24 protein-coding genes are annotated in these 22107 nt (G+C 37.7%); 9 read left to right on the top strand and 15 right to left on the bottom strand.

Annotation, left to right across the window (positions count from 1 at the left end; translation table 11 throughout):
* Positions 1-111: 111 nt before the first annotated feature.
* Positions 112-735, bottom strand: coding sequence for a phosphatase PAP2 family protein (locus RE409_RS06475; RefSeq protein ID WP_201181951.1), 624 nt, complete (start codon positions 733-735; stop codon positions 112-114).
* A gap of 93 nt (positions 736-828) precedes the next feature.
* On the opposite strand from RE409_RS06475, the gene RE409_RS06470 reads away from it, so the two are divergent.
* Positions 829-2004, top strand: a complete 1176-nt coding sequence (locus RE409_RS06470; RefSeq protein WP_201181953.1) for a M20 family metallopeptidase — start codon at positions 829-831, stop codon at positions 2002-2004.
* A gap of 28 nt (positions 2005-2032) precedes the next feature.
* Here the strand turns inward: RE409_RS06470 and RE409_RS06465 are convergent, their stop codons facing one another.
* From RE409_RS06465 to RE409_RS06455, 3 genes are all read right to left on the bottom strand, one after another.
* Entirely contained in the window at positions 2033-2737 is a 705-nt protein-coding gene (locus RE409_RS06465; RefSeq protein WP_201183422.1) for an EcsC family protein, read from the bottom strand.
* Between the two features lie 284 nt (positions 2738-3021).
* Positions 3022-4230: an ABC transporter permease gene (locus tag RE409_RS06460; RefSeq protein WP_309558736.1), complete on the bottom strand. Its 1209-nt coding sequence runs from the start codon at positions 4228-4230 to the stop codon at positions 3022-3024.
* Positions 4223-4966 (bottom strand): ABC transporter ATP-binding protein, encoded by a 744-nt coding sequence (locus tag RE409_RS06455; protein ID WP_309558734.1) that lies wholly within the window; start codon positions 4964-4966, stop codon positions 4223-4225. Before RE409_RS06455 ends, RE409_RS06460 begins: the two co-directional genes overlap by 8 nt.
* A gap of 661 nt (positions 4967-5627) precedes the next feature.
* On the opposite strand from RE409_RS06455, the gene RE409_RS06450 reads away from it, so the two are divergent.
* The 5 genes from RE409_RS06450 (at position 5628) to RE409_RS06430 (ending at position 9835) form a co-directional block, all read left to right on the top strand.
* Complete coding sequence (locus tag RE409_RS06450; protein WP_053344922.1) at positions 5628-6050, top strand: HIT family protein; 423 nt, start codon at positions 5628-5630, stop codon at positions 6048-6050.
* 281 nt (positions 6051-6331) lie between these two features.
* Positions 6332-7435, top strand: coding sequence for a 3-phosphoserine/phosphohydroxythreonine transaminase (serC, locus tag RE409_RS06445; protein WP_201181956.1), 1104 nt, complete (start codon positions 6332-6334; stop codon positions 7433-7435).
* Between the two features lie 130 nt (positions 7436-7565).
* The gene (locus RE409_RS06440; protein ID WP_098174919.1) at positions 7566-8084 is read left to right on the top strand and encodes a tryptophan transporter; all 519 of its coding nucleotides are present in this window, start codon (positions 7566-7568) and stop codon (positions 8082-8084) included.
* A gap of 620 nt (positions 8085-8704) precedes the next feature.
* Positions 8705-9067, top strand: coding sequence for a YtxH domain-containing protein (locus RE409_RS06435; protein ID WP_309558732.1), 363 nt, complete (start codon positions 8705-8707; stop codon positions 9065-9067).
* A gap of 189 nt (positions 9068-9256) precedes the next feature.
* Entirely contained in the window at positions 9257-9835 is a 579-nt protein-coding gene (locus tag RE409_RS06430) for an HTH-type transcriptional regulator Hpr (protein ID WP_053344917.1), read from the top strand.
* A gap of 7 nt (positions 9836-9842) precedes the next feature.
* Here RE409_RS06430 and RE409_RS06425 read toward each other — a convergent pair whose 3' ends face one another.
* Positions 9843-10169 (bottom strand): DUF1878 family protein, encoded by a 327-nt coding sequence (locus RE409_RS06425; RefSeq protein ID WP_201181962.1) that lies wholly within the window; start codon positions 10167-10169, stop codon positions 9843-9845.
* A gap of 186 nt (positions 10170-10355) precedes the next feature.
* Between RE409_RS06425 and RE409_RS30635 the strand changes: the two genes are divergently transcribed.
* The gene (locus tag RE409_RS30635; protein ID WP_082527656.1) at positions 10356-10940 is read left to right on the top strand and encodes a DUF3267 domain-containing protein; all 585 of its coding nucleotides are present in this window, start codon (positions 10356-10358) and stop codon (positions 10938-10940) included.
* A 111-nt stretch (positions 10941-11051) separates the two neighbouring features.
* A complete protein-coding gene (locus tag RE409_RS06420; RefSeq protein WP_034314696.1) occupies positions 11052-11234 on the top strand; it encodes a hypothetical protein in 183 nt (60 codons plus the stop codon).
* 112 nt (positions 11235-11346) lie between these two features.
* Here the strand turns inward: RE409_RS06420 and RE409_RS06415 are convergent, their stop codons facing one another.
* Positions 11347-11430: a YjcZ family sporulation protein gene (locus tag RE409_RS06415; protein ID WP_034314699.1), complete on the bottom strand. Its 84-nt coding sequence runs from the start codon at positions 11428-11430 to the stop codon at positions 11347-11349.
* A 186-nt stretch (positions 11431-11616) separates the two neighbouring features.
* A complete protein-coding gene (locus RE409_RS06410; protein WP_083450669.1) occupies positions 11617-11700 on the bottom strand; it encodes a YjcZ family sporulation protein in 84 nt (27 codons plus the stop codon).
* Between the two features lie 200 nt (positions 11701-11900).
* On the opposite strand from RE409_RS06410, the gene RE409_RS06405 reads away from it, so the two are divergent.
* Complete coding sequence (locus RE409_RS06405) at positions 11901-12767, top strand: peptidylprolyl isomerase (RefSeq protein ID WP_201221719.1); 867 nt, start codon at positions 11901-11903, stop codon at positions 12765-12767.
* 53 nt (positions 12768-12820) lie between these two features.
* Here RE409_RS06405 and RE409_RS06400 read toward each other — a convergent pair whose 3' ends face one another.
* The 8 genes from RE409_RS06400 to cysK all read right to left on the bottom strand — a co-directional run bounded on the left by RE409_RS06400 (position 12821) and on the right by cysK (position 22053).
* Positions 12821-13003, bottom strand: coding sequence for a sporulation YhaL family protein (locus RE409_RS06400; RefSeq protein ID WP_053344914.1), 183 nt, complete (start codon positions 13001-13003; stop codon positions 12821-12823).
* A 101-nt stretch (positions 13004-13104) separates the two neighbouring features.
* Positions 13105-14043, bottom strand: coding sequence for a 3'-5' exoribonuclease YhaM (yhaM, locus tag RE409_RS06395; RefSeq protein ID WP_201181969.1), 939 nt, complete (start codon positions 14041-14043; stop codon positions 13105-13107).
* 177 nt (positions 14044-14220) lie between these two features.
* On the bottom strand, positions 14221-14919 hold the full coding sequence (locus RE409_RS06390) for a (2Fe-2S)-binding protein (protein ID WP_053344912.1): 699 nt from the start codon (positions 14917-14919) through the stop codon (positions 14221-14223).
* Positions 14912-15736: an ABC transporter ATP-binding protein gene (locus RE409_RS06385; protein WP_201221721.1), complete on the bottom strand. Its 825-nt coding sequence runs from the start codon at positions 15734-15736 to the stop codon at positions 14912-14914. The genes RE409_RS06390 and RE409_RS06385 overlap by 8 nt, the downstream gene beginning before the upstream one ends.
* Positions 15737-16233: 497 nt before the next feature.
* Positions 16234-16683, bottom strand: a complete 450-nt coding sequence (locus RE409_RS06380; protein ID WP_242486111.1) for a hypothetical protein — start codon at positions 16681-16683, stop codon at positions 16234-16236.
* Complete coding sequence (locus RE409_RS06375) at positions 16683-19778, bottom strand: ATP-binding protein (RefSeq protein WP_309558728.1); 3096 nt, start codon at positions 19776-19778, stop codon at positions 16683-16685. The genes RE409_RS06380 and RE409_RS06375 overlap by 1 nt, the downstream gene beginning before the upstream one ends.
* Positions 19726-20943 carry a metallophosphoesterase family protein gene (locus RE409_RS06370; RefSeq protein WP_201221725.1) on the bottom strand — a complete coding sequence of 406 codons (1218 nt, stop codon included), beginning with the start codon at positions 20941-20943 and terminating at the stop codon, positions 19726-19728. Before RE409_RS06370 ends, RE409_RS06375 begins: the two co-directional genes overlap by 53 nt.
* A 186-nt stretch (positions 20944-21129) precedes the next feature.
* Positions 21130-22053 carry a cysteine synthase A gene (cysK, locus tag RE409_RS06365; protein ID WP_053344908.1) on the bottom strand — a complete coding sequence of 308 codons (924 nt, stop codon included), beginning with the start codon at positions 22051-22053 and terminating at the stop codon, positions 21130-21132.
* Between the last annotated feature and the right edge of the window lie 54 nt (positions 22054-22107).

Here is a 22107-nt window from a genome sequence, read left to right as displayed (position 1 = left end):
CTGACATACGGCTTTGAGTGTATTAATTCCTATGAAATACGACAAATTTCTTCTTTATTTCCGGGGAAATGATTTTGTTAGTTACAAATATCGCACCTGTAAATCAATGTTTCATATTACTCTCCGTTCCAGCCACTGATACAAACACAGACACGTTAAACTATATCCAACACCAAGCACAAAACCAGCCAGGACATCCGTGGGAAAATGTACTTTCAGGGCAATCCTGCTGATTCCTATGACGAGTACTAGAAGAGTGAAACTAATTCCTACTCCCCATTTTACCGATTTCGATTTGACTTCTTTTATTATAAAGTAAGCAATCATACTGAAAAAAATAAGGCCCACCATGGAGTGGCCACTTGGAAAACTGAAGCCAGCTGCATTGACCAAATGATTTTCCGGTCTTTCTCTTTGAATAAGGTTTTTTATCCCTCTCTTCAACAAGTCCCCTCCAGCAACTCCAATCGAGAAAACGGCTATAGCCAAATAATCCTTCTTTTTCATCCATAAATAAAGGATAAAAAGTAAACTTCCAAAGCCAATAAATATCGAACTGCCGAAATATGTAATCGATTTAAAAAATGTAAACAAATATGTATTCTCCACCACGGTTAAATGATCCAAAATAAACTCATCAAACGCTAGAACCTTCCCATTTTGAACTTCATTCATCAAAAAAATGAATATGATCATGCAAAGCAAAATTACGGTAATCCTTGCATATTTAATCATGATATAACTCTCCTCGGAGTGGTATTATAATACTTTTGATTATTCAGATTATGATATACTATTTACAATTAACAATCATTTAGGAGGTGCATAATGATACACCAATTACACGCTCTTTTAGAAGGGTCTTATGAAGAAATGGTTTCCATTAGGCGATATCTTCATCAACATCCAGAGCTTTCTTTTCAAGAAACCAAAACTGCAGCCTTTATCTCTGATTATTATCAAAATCTAGGTATCGACTGTCAATCAAATGTGGGAGGTAATGGCGTAGTTGCAAAGATTACCGGCAGTAAACCTGGTAAAACAGTGGCATTGCGCGCTGATTTCGATGCCTTACCTATTCAAGATGAAAAAGAAGTATCCTATAGGTCTACTGTCCCAGGGGTCATGCATGCATGCGGTCACGATGGCCATACGGCGACTCTTCTAGTCCTTGCAAAAAACCTTCATGAACTGAAAGATGAGCTCGAAGGTCAGTATATTTTTATTCATCAGCATGCGGAAGAATATGCTCCAGGGGGCGCTAAACCAATGATTGATGCTGGCTGCCTTGATGGCGTGGATGTAATTTTCGGCACCCATTTATGGGCTACGGCTCCTACAGGAACGGTTCAATACACTTTAGGGCCAATAATGGCTGCTGCTGATCGATTTGAAATCCTGATTCAGGGGCAAGGAGGACACGGAGCCCAACCACACAAAACCCGTGATGCGATTGTTGTAGGTTCACAGCTAGTGGTCGCATTACAACAAATCGTAAGTCGGCGTCTTAACCCATTAGATTCTGCAGTTATCACTATTGGTTCCTTCGTGGCCGATAATGCCTTTAACGTCATTGCAGATAAAGCTAAAATTGTGGGGACCGTCCGCACTTTCAAGGAAGACCTCCGCTCATTTATAAGCGAAGAAATAGAGCGGGTTGTCAAAGGAACTTGTCTAGCTGCCGATTGCACCTATGACTATCAATATTTTCAAGGTTATCCAGCTGTTATCCCCCATAATGAGGAAACAAAATTTCTTATCGAATGCACCAAATCAGTCAAAGAAGTTCTAGTTACAGAGGAAATTGACCCAGATATGACAGGAGAAGATTTTTCTTATTATTTACAAAAAGTGAAAGGTACATTCTTCTTTACAGGAGCCAAACCCAAAAATGATGTCCATACCTATCCTCATCACCATCCTTTGTTTGACATCGATGAAAAGGCGATGCTCATTGCCGCCAAGACATTAGGCACTGCAGCGGTTACATATCATAATAAATAAAGATAAAGGGCGGGATATCCCCGTCCCTTTATTTAGTTAGAAGTCTAACTCGGTAACAATTAACTGCTGTCTCGCCAAGGTGTTCAAGCAAATGATGATTAGCATATGCACCAACTGCAGCCCCAAATCCTGGTACCAGCTGAAACATTTTGATTACATCTATGTGATCGCGATATTCCTGTTGAAATTCCTGCCAGTTGATTTCGTGCACATTCTCTGAATCCCATTCTTCTATAAACTGTAATGTTTCCATCTTTTTTTCCTCGCTTGAAAAAGCCAGCTGAAAAATATGAAGAATAAAAAGGCGTTCCTCATACTTGTTTGGGTCAAAACCATACAAACGTGATATTTCAAATAATAACTTCATCTTAATGCTTAAAAGGAGAGGAAAATCAGCCAACCCTATTAAAAGACCGGCTGCTCCTGTTCCTACACCTTCAATAACAGCTGTTTTTCGATAGGCCGCTATAGTTTCCGCAACCCATTCTTCTTTTTGTTGTAAAGATAGCAGCATCACATTTTTTTCTTTTGACATATATTTAGACCCTGATAATACGGCATCTACCATACTTTTAATGCTATCAGCAATTACTTTATGCACTCGGTTTGGAATATAACTGTTCACTTTTATTTGAGCCTTTTTGGACATGCGCTCAAGCATGCCCGATTTCTTAGCAATTTTCTTTTTCCATGAAACAAGTTCAGAAAGTGCCATTTGTTCGTATGCATTCATTTCCCCACCCCCACTATTCATGTATATACTCCTGATATGGCTTTTAGTTTCAATTTTCTTTCTTAAAGGCTCAGTTAAACAAACATGTTGATTTTTTGAAAAATTAAAAGGGCCGTTACCGGTCCTTTTGGAAGTACCTTGATGAACTAAAGCACCCGTTCAGAGTAATTTTATGTTGTAATTCAACATTTCTTCCACGATTGTGAAAGAAAAACTTACTATCGTTTAACAGAGCCTTTTTAAAAGATGAAGCTGATTTTTCTTTTGAAAAATCAGCTTCATCTTTAAAAGTTTTTTATTTTCTTTATTGCATAATTTTTAAAGCCCAACAGGAAAACAAGCCCCATCGCCAAAGCAGCTAAAGCAGACATCCATTCCCCTTTTATAAGCAGGACTATACTGAAGACAAGGTCCACAAATAATAGGAAATAAGAAATAAGCTTTATTACTGCGACTTCTCTCATTTTTGCTGGCAAAGGATACAGTGACACCCATACTTTCCATTCATGTGCCTTCCAAACCGGCAGAAGTTGGAGAGCTGTCATAAATAGGAAAATAAAGGTGACAATCAAATGTGCCCATATGTTTGTAAAAACAGCTAAAACAACTGAGCCAATTACCGTTAATCGCAGGCAAAGTCCAACATAATCATTGGAACGCAGTAATGTTCGGGCATAAAGATAATTATACGTTGATTTCTTACCATACGGTATGAAGTCTAACAGCCAGTCCATCCATTTCCTTCTTGCAACCTTCCCTCTCAAATGAGGAACATCAGTAAACATATTCGCGATCTTGTAAAAGGAAGTCATTCTTTTGTTTTCAAGATCAACAAGCCGCTCCCACTTCAATACAAAGCCCCTAGTTGCACTACGGTAATACCTATACAGTCCTACCAATAATATGAAGGTTATAAGTACAAATAGAATATTGGCTTTTGTGCAAACAAAATAGAGCAGCACACCATTAAGTAAAAAACGGATGTAGGAGTCCCAATGACTCACTGATGCATCCTGATATTTCAACACGTGCCAACGCATAATTAAATTTAAATATTTAATTATCAACAAAACAACAAGAATGACCCCAAAGTCTGCACCGCTTGCACCCGTAACCTTCGCATACATCGGTATAAATGCAGTTAAGACAATCAACAGGATAAAGCCTTGCATAACCCAACTTAATAAAAGAGAATTTTTGAAATAGCTCTTCAATTTAGTTTCAAGCGGAAGCAAAAACACTGTATCTGGTTCTTTTAAAAATGTATTTATTGGGCTTCTGGTTACAATGATTGCTAAAACAAAGGCCATAATCAATTCAGCCGGGAAGTTACTGTCTAATGTTCTAACCCAGTCACTGTAATAATAAGCCAAACCACCAAATGCCAATACCATTACGAAGACAAGATGGCCGTTAAAAATATAGCGCAAATATTTTTGCATTTCCTTGATGTAGCCTAAATATCTTTCCGTCCAGAGATTTTGACTATTCATGACCAATTTCTTCTTTCGTTAATTGGATATACAAATCGTCAAGTGTTGCCCCCGGCATGTAGAATTGTTCGCGAAGTTGCTCTAGATTACCTTTTGCCCTAATTTCTCCATTGTGCAGAATGATGAAAGAATCACAATACCTCTCGGCCGTTGCCAGAATATGAGTGGACATTAAGATCCCGGCTCCACTCTCTTTCATTTTCCTCATTAAATCAAGCAACGATTGAATGCCTAGCGGATCGAGACCTACAAAAGGTTCGTCAACAATATATAAAGATGGCTGTATTAAAAAGGCACACATGATCATGACCTTTTGTTTCATCCCTTTTGAAAAGTGGGCCGGAAACCATTTCAGTCTCTTTTCCATATGGAATTCCTTTAAAAGGACATTCATCCTTTCTTTATATGTCGCTTCTTCCAAATCATGCGCCATGGCCGTCAACTTTAAATGCTCCTCAAGTGTCAGCTCATCATACAAGATAGGAGTTTCTGGTACGTAAGAGAATTGTTTTCGATATGTATCCGGATCCTGCGCAAGTGTTTTTCCATGAATCGAGACACTTCCGCCTTTCGGTTCCATGAGTCCGATAATATGTTTAATTGTTGTACTTTTCCCAGCCCCGTTAAGCCCGATTAATCCAACTAGCTCATTGGGTTGAATGTCAAAACTTATTCCTTTTAAAACGGGCGTTTTCGTGTATCCCCCGACTAGTTGCTTAATTTCCAATAAGGACATATAAACGATCCTTTCTATATAGAGGTTCTTATTTCCATTTTATCAAATTCTTCTGCTTTTATATAGTCGAGTGTCCCCAGAAATAAATTTCCACAAATAACCAATTATATTTTTTCTACTTAATGGCCATCATAATTAAGGAAGAAGGGGTTAGTCATTACGTGTGATTCACATCATATTGTAAATGAGGTGTCAGTTAAAGACGTATTACACTGAAATGCCCAAACGTTTTATTACAAATGATTCACATCATATTGTAAATGAGGTGTCAGTTAAAGACGTATAAACTGAATTAAACCAGAAGCTTCATAAAAAATCGTATCGAGCAAGGAGATGGTTCGCTTGCACGTAAAAGCAGAAAAATCATTCAATAATTATCATTTATGCTTTGAAAGTTGATGAAACTTTAAAGATATAGGAGATGGTTGCTTTGAATGGAAAATCTCTAATCAGATAACCGTATTTTACTTTACTTTACTGTAGATGAGGTGTTTGTCGCAGAGAATTTATGCTAATGCGAATTGAAGCAAAACCCCCTTTTTCAAACAGACAGGGTGCAACTTTCCGTTGCATCCTGTTTTTATGGTTTTTTCTTTTCTCAGGGAATCAAGCTATGGTACGATTAACCAAATACATTAATTTTTTTAAAGGGGCGTTTTTAATGAGTGATTGCATTTTCTGCAAAATAATCGATGGTGAAATTCCAAGTACGAAAGTTTTTGAAAATGAACATGTGCTAGCTTTTCTTGATATCAGTCAAGTAACAAAAGGCCATACTTTGGTGATTCCTAAAGTACATAAGGAAAACCTTTACGAGTTAACACCGGAAATCGCCAAAAATCTATTTGAAGTCGTGCCTGAAATTGCCCGTGCCATGAAACAAGAATTCCAACCTGTCGGCCTTAATCTTTTAAATAATAACGGGGAAGCAGCCGGACAGTCCGTTTTCCATTTTCATATGCACTTAATTCCACGACACGGAGAAAATGACGGCTTTGGGGCAGTTTGGAAAACACATACACGTGACTATACACCCGATGACCTGAAACAAATAGCCGACTCTATTGCACAGCATATTAAGTGAAACTCCCGCTATCAGTAAAGGGTTATTGTCTATCTCCCAAAATGTTTAGAAGATTACAACTTACGTTCAATACTATTCAGTTGTACCGTGACAATTAAATACCCTAAATAGGTCCTCACTCACAGTGAAGGACCTATTTATTTCCTCCTCTTCTACTCCTTCCTAAATCAAAATGATTATCCATCTAAAATTCTAAATTTTCCTCCTATTGAATTTAGTTTTCTGGTAGGATATAAATAGACTAAAATACTTTAACACATAGCCGTATAGGAGGAAGAAAATTGAAACGTGCACGCAATTTTAACGCTGGGCCAGCCGCCCTTCCCTTAGAAGTTTTACAAAGAGCTCAAAACGAATGGTTGAATATTGAGGATTCTGGTATGTCTGTCATGGAATTAAGCCATCGAAGTGCTGAATTTGAAAAAATTCATAACCATGCCATTCAATCCTTAAAAGATCTTTTGGAAATTCCTGAAAATTATGAGGTTCTTTTTCTGCAAGGGGGAGCCAGTCTTCAATTCTCTATGATTCCTATGAACATTTTGAATGAGGGACAACGCGCAGATTTTGTACTAACAGGTTCTTGGTCGGAAAAAGCTTTAAAGGAAGCCGAAAAAGTTGGTAATACAGCAGTCGTTGCTTCATCTAAGGATGAAAAATATACGTTCATTCCTAAACTTGAGGATATCAAATTGAATGAAGATGCGGCATATCTTCATATTACAAGTAATAATACAATTTACGGAACACAATGGAAACATTTCCCAGAAACAGGTAACGTTCCACTAGTAGCTGATATGTCAAGTGATATCCTTAGCAAAAAAATTGATGTTAGTAAATTCGGAATCATTTATGCTGGTGCACAAAAAAATCTAGGACCTTCTGGAATTACCGTCGTTATCATCCGTAAAGATTTAATAACTGATAATGAAAAAATCCCATCCATGTTGAATTATTCTATTCATTCAAAAAATAACTCATTATATAACACACCGCCGACATTAGCGATTTACTTATTGTCACTTGTGTTGGATTGGGCCAAAGAACAGGGCGGTGTAGAGAAGATTGCCGAAGTAAATGGAGAAAAGGCAAAAGTCATTTACGATGCTATCGACAACAGCAATGGTTTTTACAAAGGCCATGCCCTTCCAGACAGCCGTTCACATATGAATGTAACGTTCACACTTCCGACTGAAGAAGCTGAAAAACAATTCCTGAAAGAAGTTAAGCAAGCTGGATTTGTGGGACTAAACGGTCACCGATCTATTGGAGGCTGCAGAGCATCCATTTATAATGCGGTACCGCTTTCACATTGCCAAGATCTTGCTGACTTCATGAAAAAGTTTCAAGAATCCTATAAAGCAACTGAAGCACAAGCCCTCTAGTTTCTATGCAAATTTAAGACTTCTAAAAAAATAGGTCTTATGATATACTATTTTAAACTTCTTGCAACAAGCAGTAGTGCATTGTTGAAGAAAAGATTTTAGTTGAGATGAGAATAGGAGAGATGAGTAAATGAAAACGAAAACTCTTGTGTCAATATCCCTTTTAATCGGGATTGGGGCTGCTTTGCATTTTATTGTTCCAGGATTCTTCCTAGGAATGAAACCGGACATGATGCTGTTGATGATGTTTTTGGCGATTGCACTGTTTCCCGAGAAAAAGAATGTATTCATTGTAGCCTTGGCTGCTGGAGCTATCTCTGCCATGACAACAACATTCCCCGGAGGACAAATTCCAAATATCATAGACAAGTTGGTAACAGCTTTTCTGTTTTATCTTTTATTTATCAGTCTTAAGAAGTTTTCAACATCCGTTGTCACCGTAAGTATATTGACTGCCGTAGGAACAATTATTTCCGGCGCTGCCTTCCTTGGTTCGGCTTATTATATCGTCTCCCTACCAGGGCCTTTCGTTGCACTATTCGGAGCTGTTGTCCTTCCTGCCGTACTGCTAAATACAGTTGCGATGGTTATCATTTATCCAATTGTGAACGGCATTGTAAAAAAATCAAATATACCCGCTCATGCTTAAACAGCAGGAATATCATACTTAAAAAAGCACCGGAATGACCGGTGCTTTTTTTTCTCCTTATGAATCTGGGATTTAGTCAGCATCTAGACTTATCTCTGACATTAAAACAAATCCTCTGAGGCTTAATGAATCAATACCCACATAAACCAAATAAAAAGCAGAAAGACCCCAGGTAGGCCCAAAGCGAACGCTCTAGTTTGATGCACCCTCTTAGGAGGATAGATACCAGGATTTTTTGCTTTCCTTAGAAAATACCCCATTCCACACAGGCATATTAGGCCTAATAAAAATATAAATTTCATTATTACCCACCAATGCCATCAATGATCCGACAGCTAGTTTTTTACTATCTATATGCCGTTCTTTTCTTTATATGAAGCATTTATAGATTAATTTTCAAGTTATTTTTAAATATTATATATTTAATATCTAAGTTTAAAAAAATATTTTTGTGATATAAAGATAAAATGGTAGAGACTCTTCCCTAAGGATGAAAATTATGGTATTTTGTTATCAATAGTATTTATATCCCTATATAACTTAATTTCCAATTGATGTTTTTCCAGCAGGGATTTAGACCATGTAAAGCGAAATCAATATTATAAAATGAGGTGATCCTAATGAAAGCAAAATCATTACTAATTGGCTTTTTAACTGGAACAGTTGTAGCGGGAGCAGCAACCTTACTTTCTGCACCAAGTTCTGGTAAAGACTTACGGACTCGCATCAAAACAAACACGGAAGAAATTAAGGCAGTCATTGATGAGTTAAAGGCAAAATTGTTAAATATTAAAGATGACACAATGGAAGCTACACAAATCAGCAAAGAAACGGTGAAAACCTTCATTTCAGATGTTCAGGTGGTCATTGAGAACTGGCAGCAGGAAATTGAACCAAATAAAACGGAATTATTGAAGAATGTTCAAGAAATTGAAGATTCTCTGAAAGAATTAGAAACAGCATTACCTTCTCCTAAAAACTAAAAGTTAACACCATCATACAAGGCTGATTCTCCATTTTTCCCAATAATTTGCATAGTTTATTAGAGAAAAATGGAGAATCTATTAAAAAACCTTAAATTTTCTAAAAATTTTGCAAATATTATCTTTATTAATTTTTATTTTATTGTCATAATAAATATACAGAATCTGATAAGTAGGTGAGCCCATAAAATGCAGAATAAAAATTATTCTATGAAAGAAGCAATGATTTTTAGTCAACGAATTGCACAATTAAGCAAAGCATTATGGAAATCGATTGAAAAAGATTGGCAGCAATGGATTAAGCCCTATGATTTAAACATCAATGAGCACCATATTCTTTGGATTGCTTATCATCTTAATGGCTCTTCCATTTCAGACGTTGCAAAATTTGGGGTCATGCATGTTTCAACAGCATTTAACTTTTCAAAAAAATTAGAGGAACGTGGATTTTTAACATTCTCCAAGAAAGAGAATGACAAAAGAAATACGTATATTGAGATAACTCCAGAAGGTGAAAGAGTTCTACTTGAGTTAATGGAGTCATATGACCCAAGTAAAAACTCAGCTTTCTCAGGTGCACTTCCACTTCGTGAACTTTATGGTAAGTTTCCGGATATGATTGAAATGATGGCTGTCATTCGTAACATATACGGGGAAGATTTCATGCAAATCTTTGAACGGTCATTCGATAACATTGATCAGGAGTTTACTGACGTTGAAGGCAAAATCACAAAAAAAAAGATAGAGAAAGAAACTGAGCCAGTTTAATTTAATCTCACACTCTATTCATTTCCTTCATGAATGATACATATAAACCTTGTGAGAGGCATGCGTTAATACATTCTTTTATGGTTATTTTAGGATTCAACCTTTTTTCAAATTGAATAAAAAGCGGTCGAAAGTTCATGTACCCTTCCGCTTTTTCTATTTCATAGCGTTTGCTCAATATATCACATGTCTCCAACAACTCTTCCGCTTCCTTCTTCGTGAAATTTTTTTCCACAAAAAGAAAGTCTAACTTTGCCTCCGGATTACGTATAAGGTTTAATAATAGTTGCTGATGAAAACGGAGTATTTCTATTTCTTCATTTATATTTCCCATACATTATTAATCCCCAATCAATCATTATTTAGCATAAAGACTCCAAACCATTATTCCGCCCAAAATCCACCTTATTCTTCATTTAGAACTCGATTTTATCTTATTGTAGCCTTCTTCATTCTGCACTGTTTTTTATCTTCAAACTAAATCCAAAAATTCTATTGCTTTTTCAACTCATTCATCGTAATGTATGTAAGTAAATTCAACGGTCTATGGAGGGCTGATTTCAAAATGAATTCGTGGAAAACAATAGACGTAACAAAACAATATGGGAGTTGCCGTTTAATTATTTTTTCAGTTTTTACTATATTGATGTCTTTTGTTATGATCTATACATTATTAAGTGTCTTTTCAACTCATGTCGTTTTGTATGACGATCAAACAATGGTATTTTTTAGCCTATTGCTCTTATTATATCCTGTTCACAAACTATTACACTATTTACCTCTACGATTACTATGTAAAAAAGTAAAAACATCCTGGTCTTTGAAGTGGAGACTCGTGCTCACATGCAAAATAAATGTGCATTACCCCATTCGAAAGCACCTATATCTCTTGACGCTAGTGCTACCCTTTTTAATTATGTCTGTCATATTAATTGGGTGTGCCCTTAGTTATCCACATTACATCCATTATTTCACTATTTTATTTTCCCTGCACACCGGATTATGTGTATCGGATTTCATTTATATAAAAAATCTAGTTGGTTCGCCAGGGCATTCCTTTATTGAAGAACATGGAGAAGGATACGACATCCTCATCCAAAAGTAATTGATTGTCTTTTTATTCAAAAAGATGACTGACAGATTTTTAGGTATCTTTTTTCATTATAATTTGGTATCGTATTTATACATGATGTTTTGTAAGGAGGGATTTTAGGTTTTGATCTCGTTCTGGTTTATTATTTTTGCTATACTGATTCTTTATAATATTAATAGAATGACAAATTCTTTATGTATTCAAAAGGAAATTGCTGAAGACCGGCAGCCTAAAGTATTCAGGACCATTAATGTATTAATTACTATTATGTTATTATCCTCCTATATTGAAATTTTGTATACGTAGAGATGAGCAACAAATGTTGATTATCATTTGTTACATACATTGATGATACCCGGGGCATTATCCACATAAAGAAAAGGGCGAAGCGAGCAGCTTCGCCTTTTTGTTTATGAGTTTATAACCAAGAAGCTCCAATTATGACTAACAGGATGAAAAGAACGACAATTAGAGCAAAGCCTCCACCTATTCCTCCAGACATTGATCTTCCTCCTTTCCATTCTTAAGTAATAGCAATTTCATGCACACTCTTATATCCGCTAAAAGGAATCATTCCTTTCATTAGCTTGATAAGCATTTTATTCATTTCTTGTTGAGCGGCTACCCTATCCTATTCAACTCCATTGCAAAAGGAGTGGGCTCTTTCCATTATTAATTTTGAGTATAATTAGCAAAAGGCTGCCCCTACAATTATTAATAAAATGAATAACACTACTAACAAAGCGAAACCTCCGTTAAATCCATTACCCATTTTCCTACCTCCTTTGTTGTCCTCGATTTATCATATGTTAAGGTTTATTATCCGGTTAGGTATTTACCCAATTTTCGTAAAATTCTTATTCATACATCAATATATTATTTTTTGTAAAGTAACCAGAATATGTTATAGTTAATTTTGTGGAAATACTAAGAAGAGCAAACAAGAAACTTAAAACTAGGAGTTGTTTTTTAATGAAGAAATGGGCATTATCGATTGCTGTTACAGCAGGATTGATCGGACTTACAGCATGCAACAGCGACAAGGAAGCAGTCGTAGAAACTAAAGCAGGAGATATATCTAAAGAAGAGTTTTACAATGTCATGAAGGACCGTTATGGTGATACAGTTCTTCAAGAACTTGTTTATGAAAAAGTTCTTTCTGAAAAATATACCGTAACGGATAAAGAAGTTAAAGCTAAAACGGACGAGCTTAAAGAGCAAATGGGTGAGAATTTCGAAACAGCTCTAGCCTCTTCCGGATATAAGAGCGAAGATGATCTTAAACGTGCACTAAAAATCGGCATGCTTCAAGAGAAAGCAGCCATCGCGGATATTACCGTGAAAGAAGCTGAAGTAAAAAAAGCTTATGAAGACTATAAACCACAAATCAAAGCTAGGCATATCCTTGTAAAAGACAAAAAAACAGCAGACGAAGTTAAAGCAAAATTGGATAAAGGCGAAGACTTTGCTAAACTTGCTAAAGAGTATTCTACTGACACAGGCACAAAAGATAAAGGTGGAGAGCTAGGCTGGTTCGGTAAAGGTGAAATGGTTCCTGCATTTGAAGAAGCAGCCTACAAAATGAAGAAAGACGAAATCAGCGCACCGATTAAATCTGATTACGGCTACCACATTATCCAACTGCTTGATACAAAAGAAAAGAAACCATACAAAGATATGAAAAAAGATCTTGAATATGATTTGAAGGTCGCTCAAATTGACCAAACTAAAGTTCAAGATATTCTGGATGCAGAGGTTAAAAAAGCAGACGTGAAGATTAATGATAAAGATTTAAAAGATGCTATTACATCTGGTGGCACAACTAAAGAAGAAAAGTAATTTTGAATAGTAAAAGCGACTGGACTATGTCCTGTCGCTTTTTTTATTTCAGGCTAGGCTCCCTGGTTTATATCCTTTTTACGCCTCTCTCTTTCCTCTTCCATCCTTTCAATATACTTCTGACCTTCCTTCTCAATCCAAGCATCATCTATAAGGCGTTCTTGCCTAGCTGTCCATATTGACATGACTGCACTAACGATGATTCCAATAAACACAAACCAGATCCATATTGGCATGTCCTTTTCCCTCCCAAATAAGTCTCCTAGTCATTTACTAGAGAATATGCAGAAACAAAAAAAATATGCTTCTTTCTCGATTGAGAAAGAAACATATTTCATTAAAATGTTGGTTTATAGAATGAACGATTATCGAGTGCAAAGACTCTTTCCGTAAATTCACCCGGTTTTACTTTTTCCAATGCCCGGTCCATCATATTTATTTTGGCATCCATGTTATCTATATAATGAAGTACTTCTGCTTCCCTTACCATTGGTGGTTTAGGACTGCCCCATTCAGCTTTACCATGGTGACTTAATATTAAGTGCTTGAGGATCATGATTTCTTCTGCATCGATCCCTAATTCCTCTGCAGCTTTACCGACTTCATTTACCATGATGGTGATATGGCCTAGAAGGTTACCTTCAACCGTATATACAGTCGACACAGGTCCAGATAGTTCATGTACCTTTCCAAGGTCATGTAGAATGACCCCTGCATAAAGAAGATCCTTATCGAGCGAAGGATATAGGCTTGAAATGGCTTTAGCTAATCCCAGCATCGACACAACGTGATATGCGAGTCCTGACATATACTCATGGTGGTTCTTAGTAGCAGCAGGAAACGTCAAGAATTCATTCTGATATTTTTTGATAAGGTGTCTGGTCACCCTTTGGATATTTGGGTTCCTCATTTCGAAAATGAATTGAGTAATCGTTTCCATCATTTCATCCTGACTTAAAGGTGCCGTTTGAATCAAATCCGCTTTTGTGATGCCATCAGCATCCGCAGTAAGTCTAATATTACGGATCTTCAATTGGCTTCGTCCTCGATAATTCTGGACTTCCCCCTGAACTTTCACCGTAGCTTCTGCACTGTATGTTTTCTCATCAGTCTCGGAGACATCCCATAACTTAGCCTCAATCTCCCCAGTTTTATCAGACAAAATCAGTGTCAAAAACGGCTTTCCATTACTCGCAACCGCCTTTGTACTCGTTTTAATATACATATATATATCTACTACTTCACCAATTCCATAGTGAATAATCCCATTTCCCATGCGACTGCCTCCGTTCAATTAAATATCAACATTATAACATATCAACCCGATTAGTGCGTTTAGTTTCTATAATAAGTGATAGACAACCCGAAAGAAAAAGACTGGACAGATGAAACTTTTCATCCCATAAGAAAACCAGGCTCGAAGTCAAAGCCTGGTTTTCTTATGATTATCTATTCAACAGTTCTTATTCGGACAGTATGAGCATTTTTCCTGACCGTCAATCTGGTAATATAAACAGCATGTCACTCGTTTATAAGGATTCATGGACTCAGGAATGGTTTTTTCTCCAATGAATCGTTTAAATGGTGAATGCCTTTCTATATTCATCCAAATCTCATCTTCAAGCAGCCTTTCAATGTCCGTTTCAACTCGTGTTTTTATATCTGGCTGTTTCAGTAACTCGGCATACATCCATACCGTATAGCCCCAAATGTTCTCCCAGAGTACAAGTTTTGATATTTTAGTAGCTTTAGAAAGTGGAAGAATAGCTTCCGCACCAAACCTGCTTAATATGGATTTGAGTGCTAAAGGGCTATCCTTTTCCGAAACATCTCTCCAACTGTTATTTTTCAGCCAAAAGTTTGGCAGCCAATTTTTATCTTCGGGATTATCCAAGACACCCATGTCCTGAAGTGTACCATTCCAAGTAAGCCGATGCTTGCTGATCATGTACAATTGTGCCGTAACAAAAAAGGCATAACGTCTGAACCACATTGAGGCTGCAACTCTTGTCGTTTCCGCTCCAGTCCGGGCTTGTGCATACTGAAGCAGCCCATCAATATGATCAAACGACTTGGAAACTTGAGCTTCATCTTTGAGGGAAATCCGATACGTTTGCAGCTCTTTTTCTATAGAAGAAGAAAGTTTATGCATTTGCCAGCGCTTTTACCTGACTTTGGGCATAACGCCCCTTTCCAAACGGGATACACATTGGGCTGCCAAAAATCGGATCAAACGAAATTTTACACTTCATTCCGAATACTTGATGAACCATTTCAGGAGTGATTATATCCTCTGGCCGTCCCTGATCATATATCGCTCCATCTTTAAGAGCCACCAGATTATCCGCATAGCGGCAAGCCAGATTCAAATCATGAAGCACCATCACAATTGTTCGATTCTCAGATTCATTCAAATCGAATAATAAGTCCAAAATGTCGATTTGATGTGCCATATCAAGATATGTAGTCGGTTCATCCAATAAAATGATGTCCGTATCCTGCGCTAGGGTCATCGCTATCCAGGCCCTTTGCTTCTGACCTCCTGATAATTCATCGACCGCCTGATCCTTCAATTCTGTTAGGTTCGTTGCTTCAATTGCCTTTTGAACTTTTTCCTCATCCAAAGAGCTCCACTGCTTCAACCAGCTTTGATATGGATATCTTCCTTGTTTAACAAGTTGATAGACCGTAAGTCCTTCAGGGGCAATAGGCGATTGTGGAAGAATCGCCATCTTCCTTGCTACATCCTTCGATGACATGGAAGAAATAGCTTTTCCCTCAAGTAAAACTGAACCGGATTGAGGCTTTAACAAGCGGGCAACCGAACGAAGAAGCGTTGATTTCCCACATCCATTTGCACCAATGAATACGGTGATCTCCCCATGAGGTATTTCTATATTCATTTCATTTATAATTAATTTTTCACCATAACCGAGCGATAAAGACTGTGTGTTAATAGCTGGTCGCATTAAAATACTCCCCTTATTAGTCTAATAATATCAGTTTAATGAAAATGATTATCAATGTCAATTTTAAAAAAGATAAAAACAAAAAAACATAGTTTCTGTTCTTCTTTATGAATACAAAAATAATTATCCTTTAATAAAGTTATCCTTCGATTAAATATATGAAGAATCCTTAGTTAACATTAATATCATCCAATCAAAAATGAAAAAACTGAGTCCATTATTCAGACAAAGGTAATTTGCTGAAATAACACACAAGCTACATCGTTTAATTTAAGGCATTGCCATATCGGTTAAATAGTCCACCATCAACTTCTTGTTACATGGCACAGCTACCTGTATCAGCTCTACTAGGCGGGAACTTAGTATGCAAGCATGTTAATTCTGCCACCACTTGAAATAAATGCGGGCTTTTCAGTAAGGATAGATGACCCTTCTTCATTTATAGGTAAAATCAAGAAAAAACAAAAAACCTCTCCTATATTGGGAGAGGGTTTTTTTCAACCAACAAGCAGGCGGTTTGTGCAATAAACCAATGATTCATTTCTAATTAGGAAGAACAAATCCTGATCGATAAAAGGAATTAGTTCCTCGGCAATATTCCATGCATTGACTTCTATTTGATAAAGGATATCTGGATTTTTCGTACAGGATAACTCCTCACTCAGCATAGCAAGATTCGGATCTAACGCGTGACCTAGCTCATGTGTGAAGATAATCCAGGTATACTCCTCAAGTCTTTCAAGCGAGCCTAGGACACCTTCGCACTGAATTTCGATATCTCTATTATATAAAGTGATTGTATGTTCTTCTGCAGAATACTTCCCCCCAACACACCGTTTATCAGGAAACTCCTTTTCGATGATTAACTGTAGAGAAGAATCATGATGGCTAACAAACTCATTCATATTCAATGCCTTCACTCTCTTTATTAGTAATTTAAATTTCATTATATTTCAGAAGTAATTATATCCTTCTCATTTTGATGCAAAACTTGCTTAGATAGCCGAATTACTTGATTTTCTGTGAAATGTTCCAATACATGTTGGTGACATGTAAAAAAGAAAATTTGCCGCTTTTCCGACACCTTCTTCAATAATTCAAGCATCCGTTTTGTTCTTACCCCGTCAAAATTGACAAAACTATCATCAATGATGAGTGGGAATGAATCATCCTCAAAAGTATGATCAGCAAGCGCGAGCCTTAAGGAAACATAAATTTGCTCTGCTGTTCCACGGCTGACCTCCTCAGCACTGAAACTCAAGCCATCACTGCGCTCTACCCAAAGTCCATCACCTAACTGATCAAGGTTTATCTTCCTATAGCGCCCATTTGTTAAAAAGGCAAAATGTTGTTCTGCTTCAGCGATGACCTTCGGGAGACGTTCTCGTTTATATCGGTCTAAGGTTTTATTTAATAAGCTTTTGGCTATGGCAAATTTTGCCCATTCCTTCGCTTCCTCGTTAAAAGCCGCTTTTTCTTCATAAAAATGATGAAGTAAATCGTCATAAATACCTGAAGCCTCAAGCTGTTTGATTCTTTGCTTCGTATCGGACCGCTTCTCCAATAAAAGTGATTTTTCCTTTACTAAATCCTTACGCTTTTGTTCCAATTTTTCAAGAGTATATGTGCTGATTCCCTGTTTATAGAGAGTTTGAATCAGTTCAGACTGCATTCGGGATTGCCCTATTTGAATGTTTAGCAAATCATATTGTTTTTGCAACATGACTTTCTCCTCAGACAAGACCGCGTTTTGACGAAACTCTTCCTCACCCTTAACATGCGCTATGGCAAAAAGCTGTTCCTTTTCCACATCAAGATAGTCTTTTTCTATCGACAGCCGCTCTATTTCATTCGTTAAACGGCTCAGTTCCTGCATCCATTGTGTAAGTTGAACGTTTTTTTCCATCGTATTGTTTATTTCTCGTTTCAAAAGGCTGATTGCGTCCCTCCAAGTGGAGGGCTCCAGACCACTCCCTAGAGCAAATTGAAATAAAGCCTCCGATTTACCTTCAAACTCTGAATCTAAAAATTGATATTGTCTGATTTTTTCATGTTTCCTTTCAACGGCTTCCTTCCACTTCTCAAGCAATTCAAATACGGATTCAAGATTGATTTCCACTCCGGAATAAGGCATCCCCCAGCCATTAATGATGGTGCTCACCTCTTTATTTAGTCGGTCCCTGCTTGCTTCCCAGGCGGCGTATTCCTGGATAGTCGTTTCGAAGGCTTCCTCTCGCTCTTCATATTTAAACCGTTCATTTTCGAGCTGCCTTTGAAGACGGTAATCTTGTTCCAGCAGTTGCCCCATCGACTCTCCTTCAATCTCTCTGTTAGTTTTTGCCTCACTCTCAAATACAGCCCTTTTCCTTTTCGCTTCATCAAGTTGACGGGTAAACCCGGACAATATATCATCTCCCTTGAATAAAGACCTAGAAACTGCAAACAAAACGGCCGCTGTCAGAAGTATACTTCCTACTAATATCTGGTCACTGAAAAAACTTCCTATTGCACCCAAACAAAAAAGTCCTATTAAACTGCCATTTATGAGCAGCGAACGTTTGCGATTATTCTCCTCCTTCTTCTTCTGTAATTTTAATTGTTTTTCAAGCTCCAAAATTTGCTCATCAAGAAGCAGGATTTTAGCTTCTTCAGAACCGGTACTATTCTGCTTGTTATATAAAGACTCCAGCTTGTTTCTTTTTTCTTCTGTCAATAGCTGTTGCTTTATCTCCTTCAAGCGTGCTTCCGTCGTTTCTAGATTCCCTTTTTGCAATCCATATTTTTCATCGAGCTGTCTTTTATCATTTTGCAGACGATGCTTCTCCCTCTCTGCTTTTTTTACCTTTTCCTTATTGAATGTACTGATATCGAGTTTCCTGATTTCTTCATCAGAAACATCCCAGAATAATTCCTGCTTTACCTTTTCAATATTCTTTTCTTCCATCAGCCTTTCATGTTCCGCTTTGCGCATGTCCAACTCAAGCTTATCCAGCAATGACCCTTGGTCGATTGCATGTTCGATCCGTTCTTTATGATCCCTGATAAACGGGTTGATCTCGATTTGTACTAGATTTTGTTCAAGTTGCTCTACCTTCTCAGTCAAGGCGGCTAGTTGGGCATTAATTGGCATCCCAACTGCTTGTAACTGTTCAAACCTTTTTAAACCATCAACAGGAAAACTGACATCCTTAATCTTACTGTGTCTTGATTCAATTTCTTCCCGTTCCTCAAGCAACGGTTTAATTCGTAAAAAAGTACTCGAGTTAACATGGCTTACCTCTATCTCTTGGATCTGGTCCGTGATTTCAGAAAGTTCACCTGTAAGTTTTGTTTCTTCCAGCAGTAAAGCCGTATATGACTTTTGTTCATCTTCTGCCGCTTTCACCTTTTTTTGAACTTCTCTGAGTTCTTTTAATCTGACATTTAGTAGAGGTTTATGACCTGATGGCTTGAACCTGAGATCCAATTCTTTTTGCAGCTTCGTTTCTGCCTCGAGAAGATTATCGTTCCCAATCAGCCCGGCTGAAAGCAAATATTTACTCATGGTTCCTTCACTGAGTGTATGTAATCCCTGCAGACCCTGAAGGTCGAAAGAAAAAATGGCTTGGTAATAGTTTTTATCAACTCCATGGAGAATATCATTCAGTTCTTGCTCGCCTCCAACCCTCCCGTTTTCGAAAGTCACTTTCACATCACCGGTGGCTTTTCCCTTCACCCGTTCAATAAAGATTTCCCCGTCCTTTTTTGTGATGAGAGTGAGTCTCCCGCCATATTTGGCATGCATTTTAGGCTCGTAACGCGGTTCATTTTGAACTTTTGTTGGAAACCCAAAAAGAATACTATGAATGAAAGACATAATTGTGGATTTGCCCGATTCATTTTCTCCAAAGAAGATTTGCAGCTGTTTCATTTCTGGAAAACGTTGATTTTCCAGTTTGCCATAACCATAAACATGGAGGTCTTTAATTATCAAACCATTTTCCTCCTTTTTATAAATATCCTTTTGATTCAAAAACCTGCAAAAGCCATCTTTCTGCTTCATCCATAAGCTCCTGCTGCTCTTCTGCCTCTAAGGAATCAAGGAATCTTCTTGCTCCTGGCTGCTTATAAAGCGGTGACAGGGCAGTCTCAATATCCTCAAATTCAGAAGCAAGCATTGATATTTCAGCCACAAACGGCGTTATTTTTTCTCTCGAACTTACCACGGATATAGGCTGAATGATTTTGATTCTATACAGCCAAACAAACGACTCACCTTGCTCCTCATCCTGTAAAATCCTGGTCAATTCTTCAAGAATTTCACCATAATAGTTTACTGAACCTACAATGTCCAACTTTATCTCTAAAAGATAGCATCTACCATCAAAGCGCTTTTTCTCAAGAATATCCTTGCATACCTTATACAGAGCATCAAAATTTGAATCTGCAGAAATTTTTATTGTTTCACTTTCCCATATCACCCCGGAGGTTTCGATAAAGGAATGTCGCTTAGTGTCACCGTCCAGTTCGACTAGTAGGCAGCCTTTTACGCCAGACTCCTTACGATTTCTACCTTGAATATTCCCTGGGTAAATTACAAGCGGATTTTCTGATACAACCTGATGCTTATGAATATGGCCTAATGCCCAGTAATCAAAATCTTTGGCACAAAGTTCCTTTAGCGAAAAAGGGGCATATGGGCTATGCTCAGAATTTCCTTCTAAATTGCCATGAAGTAGACCGATATGGTAATCTGCCCCTTCAGCTTTTATGTATGTTTCGATCATTCGCTCTGTTACATGACGCCGTGGATAACTAAATCCATAAAGGTGGACAGACGTTCCATCGCTTTTTTGAAATAATTTCACTTCGGTTTGCCCCGAAAAAACGTGAACATTTCCCGGAAGCTCAACCGTGACCCATGATCCGCTGAGATGATCATGATTTCCATGAATGATAAAGGCTGGAATCTGGTGTTGCTGAAGTTTTTCCATTTCGCTTCGAAAGCGGACCTGTGTCCGAAGACTTCGATTTTCCCCATCAAATAAATCACCCGATAACACAATAAAGTCAACCTGATGGAAAATTGCCTCATTAATCATTTTTTGAAAGGCCTTAAAAGGACTTTCTCTTATTTCCTTTAATAAAGATGGCGGCATATCCTTCAATCCGGAAAAAGGACTATCCAAATGTAGATCGGCCGCATGAATGAACTTCACACTGCTCACTGAAATCACCTCGGTTCCTAACATCAATTTACTTTTATTTTAACATAAATAGAACATACTTTCTCATCCGAATTACAGTACTGCCGTTATAGTAATGGATCGGGATAACCAGTATCGGCAATTTCAGGAGAAAAAAGACCGAATGGCAGACACTTTGTTTCGTGCACAGCATTCGGTCTCTACTATTTATTTAAAAATATCCATACTTAAGTAACGTTCACCATTATCCGGTGCAATGCAAAGGACACGTTTTCCAGTTCCAAGACGACGAGCTTCCTGAAGGGCAGCCCAGACAGAGGCACCGCTTGAAGGCCCGATTAATATACCTTCCTTCGCAGCCATATCCTTCATCGTCGAAATCGCATCTTCATCTGCTGCTTGCACAATTTCATCAAGTACTTCGGTATTTAAAATGCTTGGTACAAAACCAGGGCTTGTACCTACCAGCTTATGGGGACCTGGCTTCCCTCCTGAAAGAACAGGAGAACCTTTAGGCTCGACAACGACGACTCTTAAATCAGGAAGTTGTTCTTTTAACGCTTCACCCGTTCCTGTAATCGTTCCACCTGTTCCAGCAGTTGCGACAAACACGTCCAACTTGCGGTCCATCTGCTCTAAGATCTCGACCGCTGTCGTTACTCGATGTATATCAGGATTGGCTTTGTTTTCAAATTGCTGAGGAATAAAGCTATTAGGAATCTCTGCAGCAAGTTCTTCGGCTTTACGAATTGCTCCTGGCATCCTTTCTGACGCAGGAGTGAGGACAACCTCCGCTCCGTATGCTTTTAATATGTTAATTCTTTCTTTTGACATATTATCCGGCATGACCATAATAGCCCGATAGCCTTTTGCTGCAGCATTCATTGCAAGTCCGATACCTGTATTTCCAGAGGTGGGTTCAATGATTGTTGCTCCAGATTGAATAATTCCATCCAGTTCAGCCTGCCTAATTAAGTTAAAGGCAGCCCGATCTTTTACGCTGCGACTCGGATTAAAATATTCAAGTTTCACATATACTTCCGCGTCACCCTCCGCTGTTAAATGATTAATTCTAACAACTGGTGTATCTCCTATCAATTCCGTAATATTATTTACGATTTTTACTGTCATTCAAAAAAGTCTCCTTTCGGCTTATGCACTTTCTACTACATTATTATATCATTT

The sequence above is a fragment of the Peribacillus sp. R9-11 genome (assembly GCF_031345095.1).
In the GTDB taxonomy this organism is placed as follows: Bacteria; Bacillota; Bacilli; order Bacillales; family DSM-1321; genus Peribacillus; species Peribacillus butanolivorans.
Note: the sequence above shows the minus strand (reverse complement) of the source record. Positions and strands in the feature narration are given on the sequence as shown.

Bases quoted from the DNA above. Each gene is read 5' to 3' on its own strand.
- RE409_RS06390 (WP_053344912.1), bottom strand. From the start codon at position 14,919: ATGCATAAACTTTCTTCTTCTATAGAAAAAGAGCTGCAAACGTATCGG.
- RE409_RS06425 (WP_201181962.1), bottom strand. From the start codon at position 10,169: ATGGGAAATATAAATGAAGAAATAGAAATACTCCGTTTTCATCAGCAA.
- RE409_RS06400 (WP_053344914.1), bottom strand. From the start codon at position 13,003: ATGCCAATATGGATCTGGTTTGTGTTTATTGGAATCATCGTTAGTGCA.
- RE409_RS06385 (WP_201221721.1), bottom strand. From the start codon at position 15,736: ATGCGACCAGCTATTAACACACAGTCTTTATCGCTCGGTTATGGTGAA.
- RE409_RS06475 (WP_201181951.1), bottom strand. From the start codon at position 735: ATGATTAAATATGCAAGGATTACCGTAATTTTGCTTTGCATGATCATA.
- RE409_RS06465 (WP_201183422.1), bottom strand. From the start codon at position 2,737: ATGAATGCATACGAACAAATGGCACTTTCTGAACTTGTTTCATGGAAA.
- RE409_RS06460 (WP_309558736.1), bottom strand. From the start codon at position 4,230: ATGAATAGTCAAAATCTCTGGACGGAAAGATATTTAGGCTACATCAAG.
- RE409_RS06415 (WP_034314699.1), bottom strand. From the start codon at position 11,430: ATGTCTGGAGGAATAGGTGGAGGCTTTGCTCTAATTGTCGTTCTTTTC.
- RE409_RS06435 (WP_309558732.1), top strand. From the start codon at position 8,705: ATGAAAGCAAAATCATTACTAATTGGCTTTTTAACTGGAACAGTTGTA.
- RE409_RS06440 (WP_098174919.1), top strand. From the start codon at position 7,566: ATGAAAACGAAAACTCTTGTGTCAATATCCCTTTTAATCGGGATTGGG.
- RE409_RS06380 (WP_242486111.1), bottom strand. From the start codon at position 16,683: ATGAAATTTAAATTACTAATAAAGAGAGTGAAGGCATTGAATATGAAT.
- RE409_RS30635 (WP_082527656.1), top strand. From the start codon at position 10,356: ATGTATGTAAGTAAATTCAACGGTCTATGGAGGGCTGATTTCAAAATG.
- cysK (WP_053344908.1), bottom strand. From the start codon at position 22,053: ATGACAGTAAAAATCGTAAATAATATTACGGAATTGATAGGAGATACA.
- RE409_RS06455 (WP_309558734.1), bottom strand. From the start codon at position 4,966: ATGTCCTTATTGGAAATTAAGCAACTAGTCGGGGGATACACGAAAACG.
- RE409_RS06430 (WP_053344917.1), top strand. From the start codon at position 9,257: ATGCAGAATAAAAATTATTCTATGAAAGAAGCAATGATTTTTAGTCAA.
- RE409_RS06375 (WP_309558728.1), bottom strand. From the start codon at position 19,778: ATGAAGCAGAAAGATGGCTTTTGCAGGTTTTTGAATCAAAAGGATATT.
- RE409_RS06405 (WP_201221719.1), top strand. From the start codon at position 11,901: ATGAAGAAATGGGCATTATCGATTGCTGTTACAGCAGGATTGATCGGA.
- yhaM (WP_201181969.1), bottom strand. From the start codon at position 14,043: ATGGGAAATGGGATTATTCACTATGGAATTGGTGAAGTAGTAGATATA.
- RE409_RS06470 (WP_201181953.1), top strand. From the start codon at position 829: ATGATACACCAATTACACGCTCTTTTAGAAGGGTCTTATGAAGAAATG.
- RE409_RS06450 (WP_053344922.1), top strand. From the start codon at position 5,628: ATGAGTGATTGCATTTTCTGCAAAATAATCGATGGTGAAATTCCAAGT.
- RE409_RS06410 (WP_083450669.1), bottom strand. From the start codon at position 11,700: ATGGGTAATGGATTTAACGGAGGTTTCGCTTTGTTAGTAGTGTTATTC.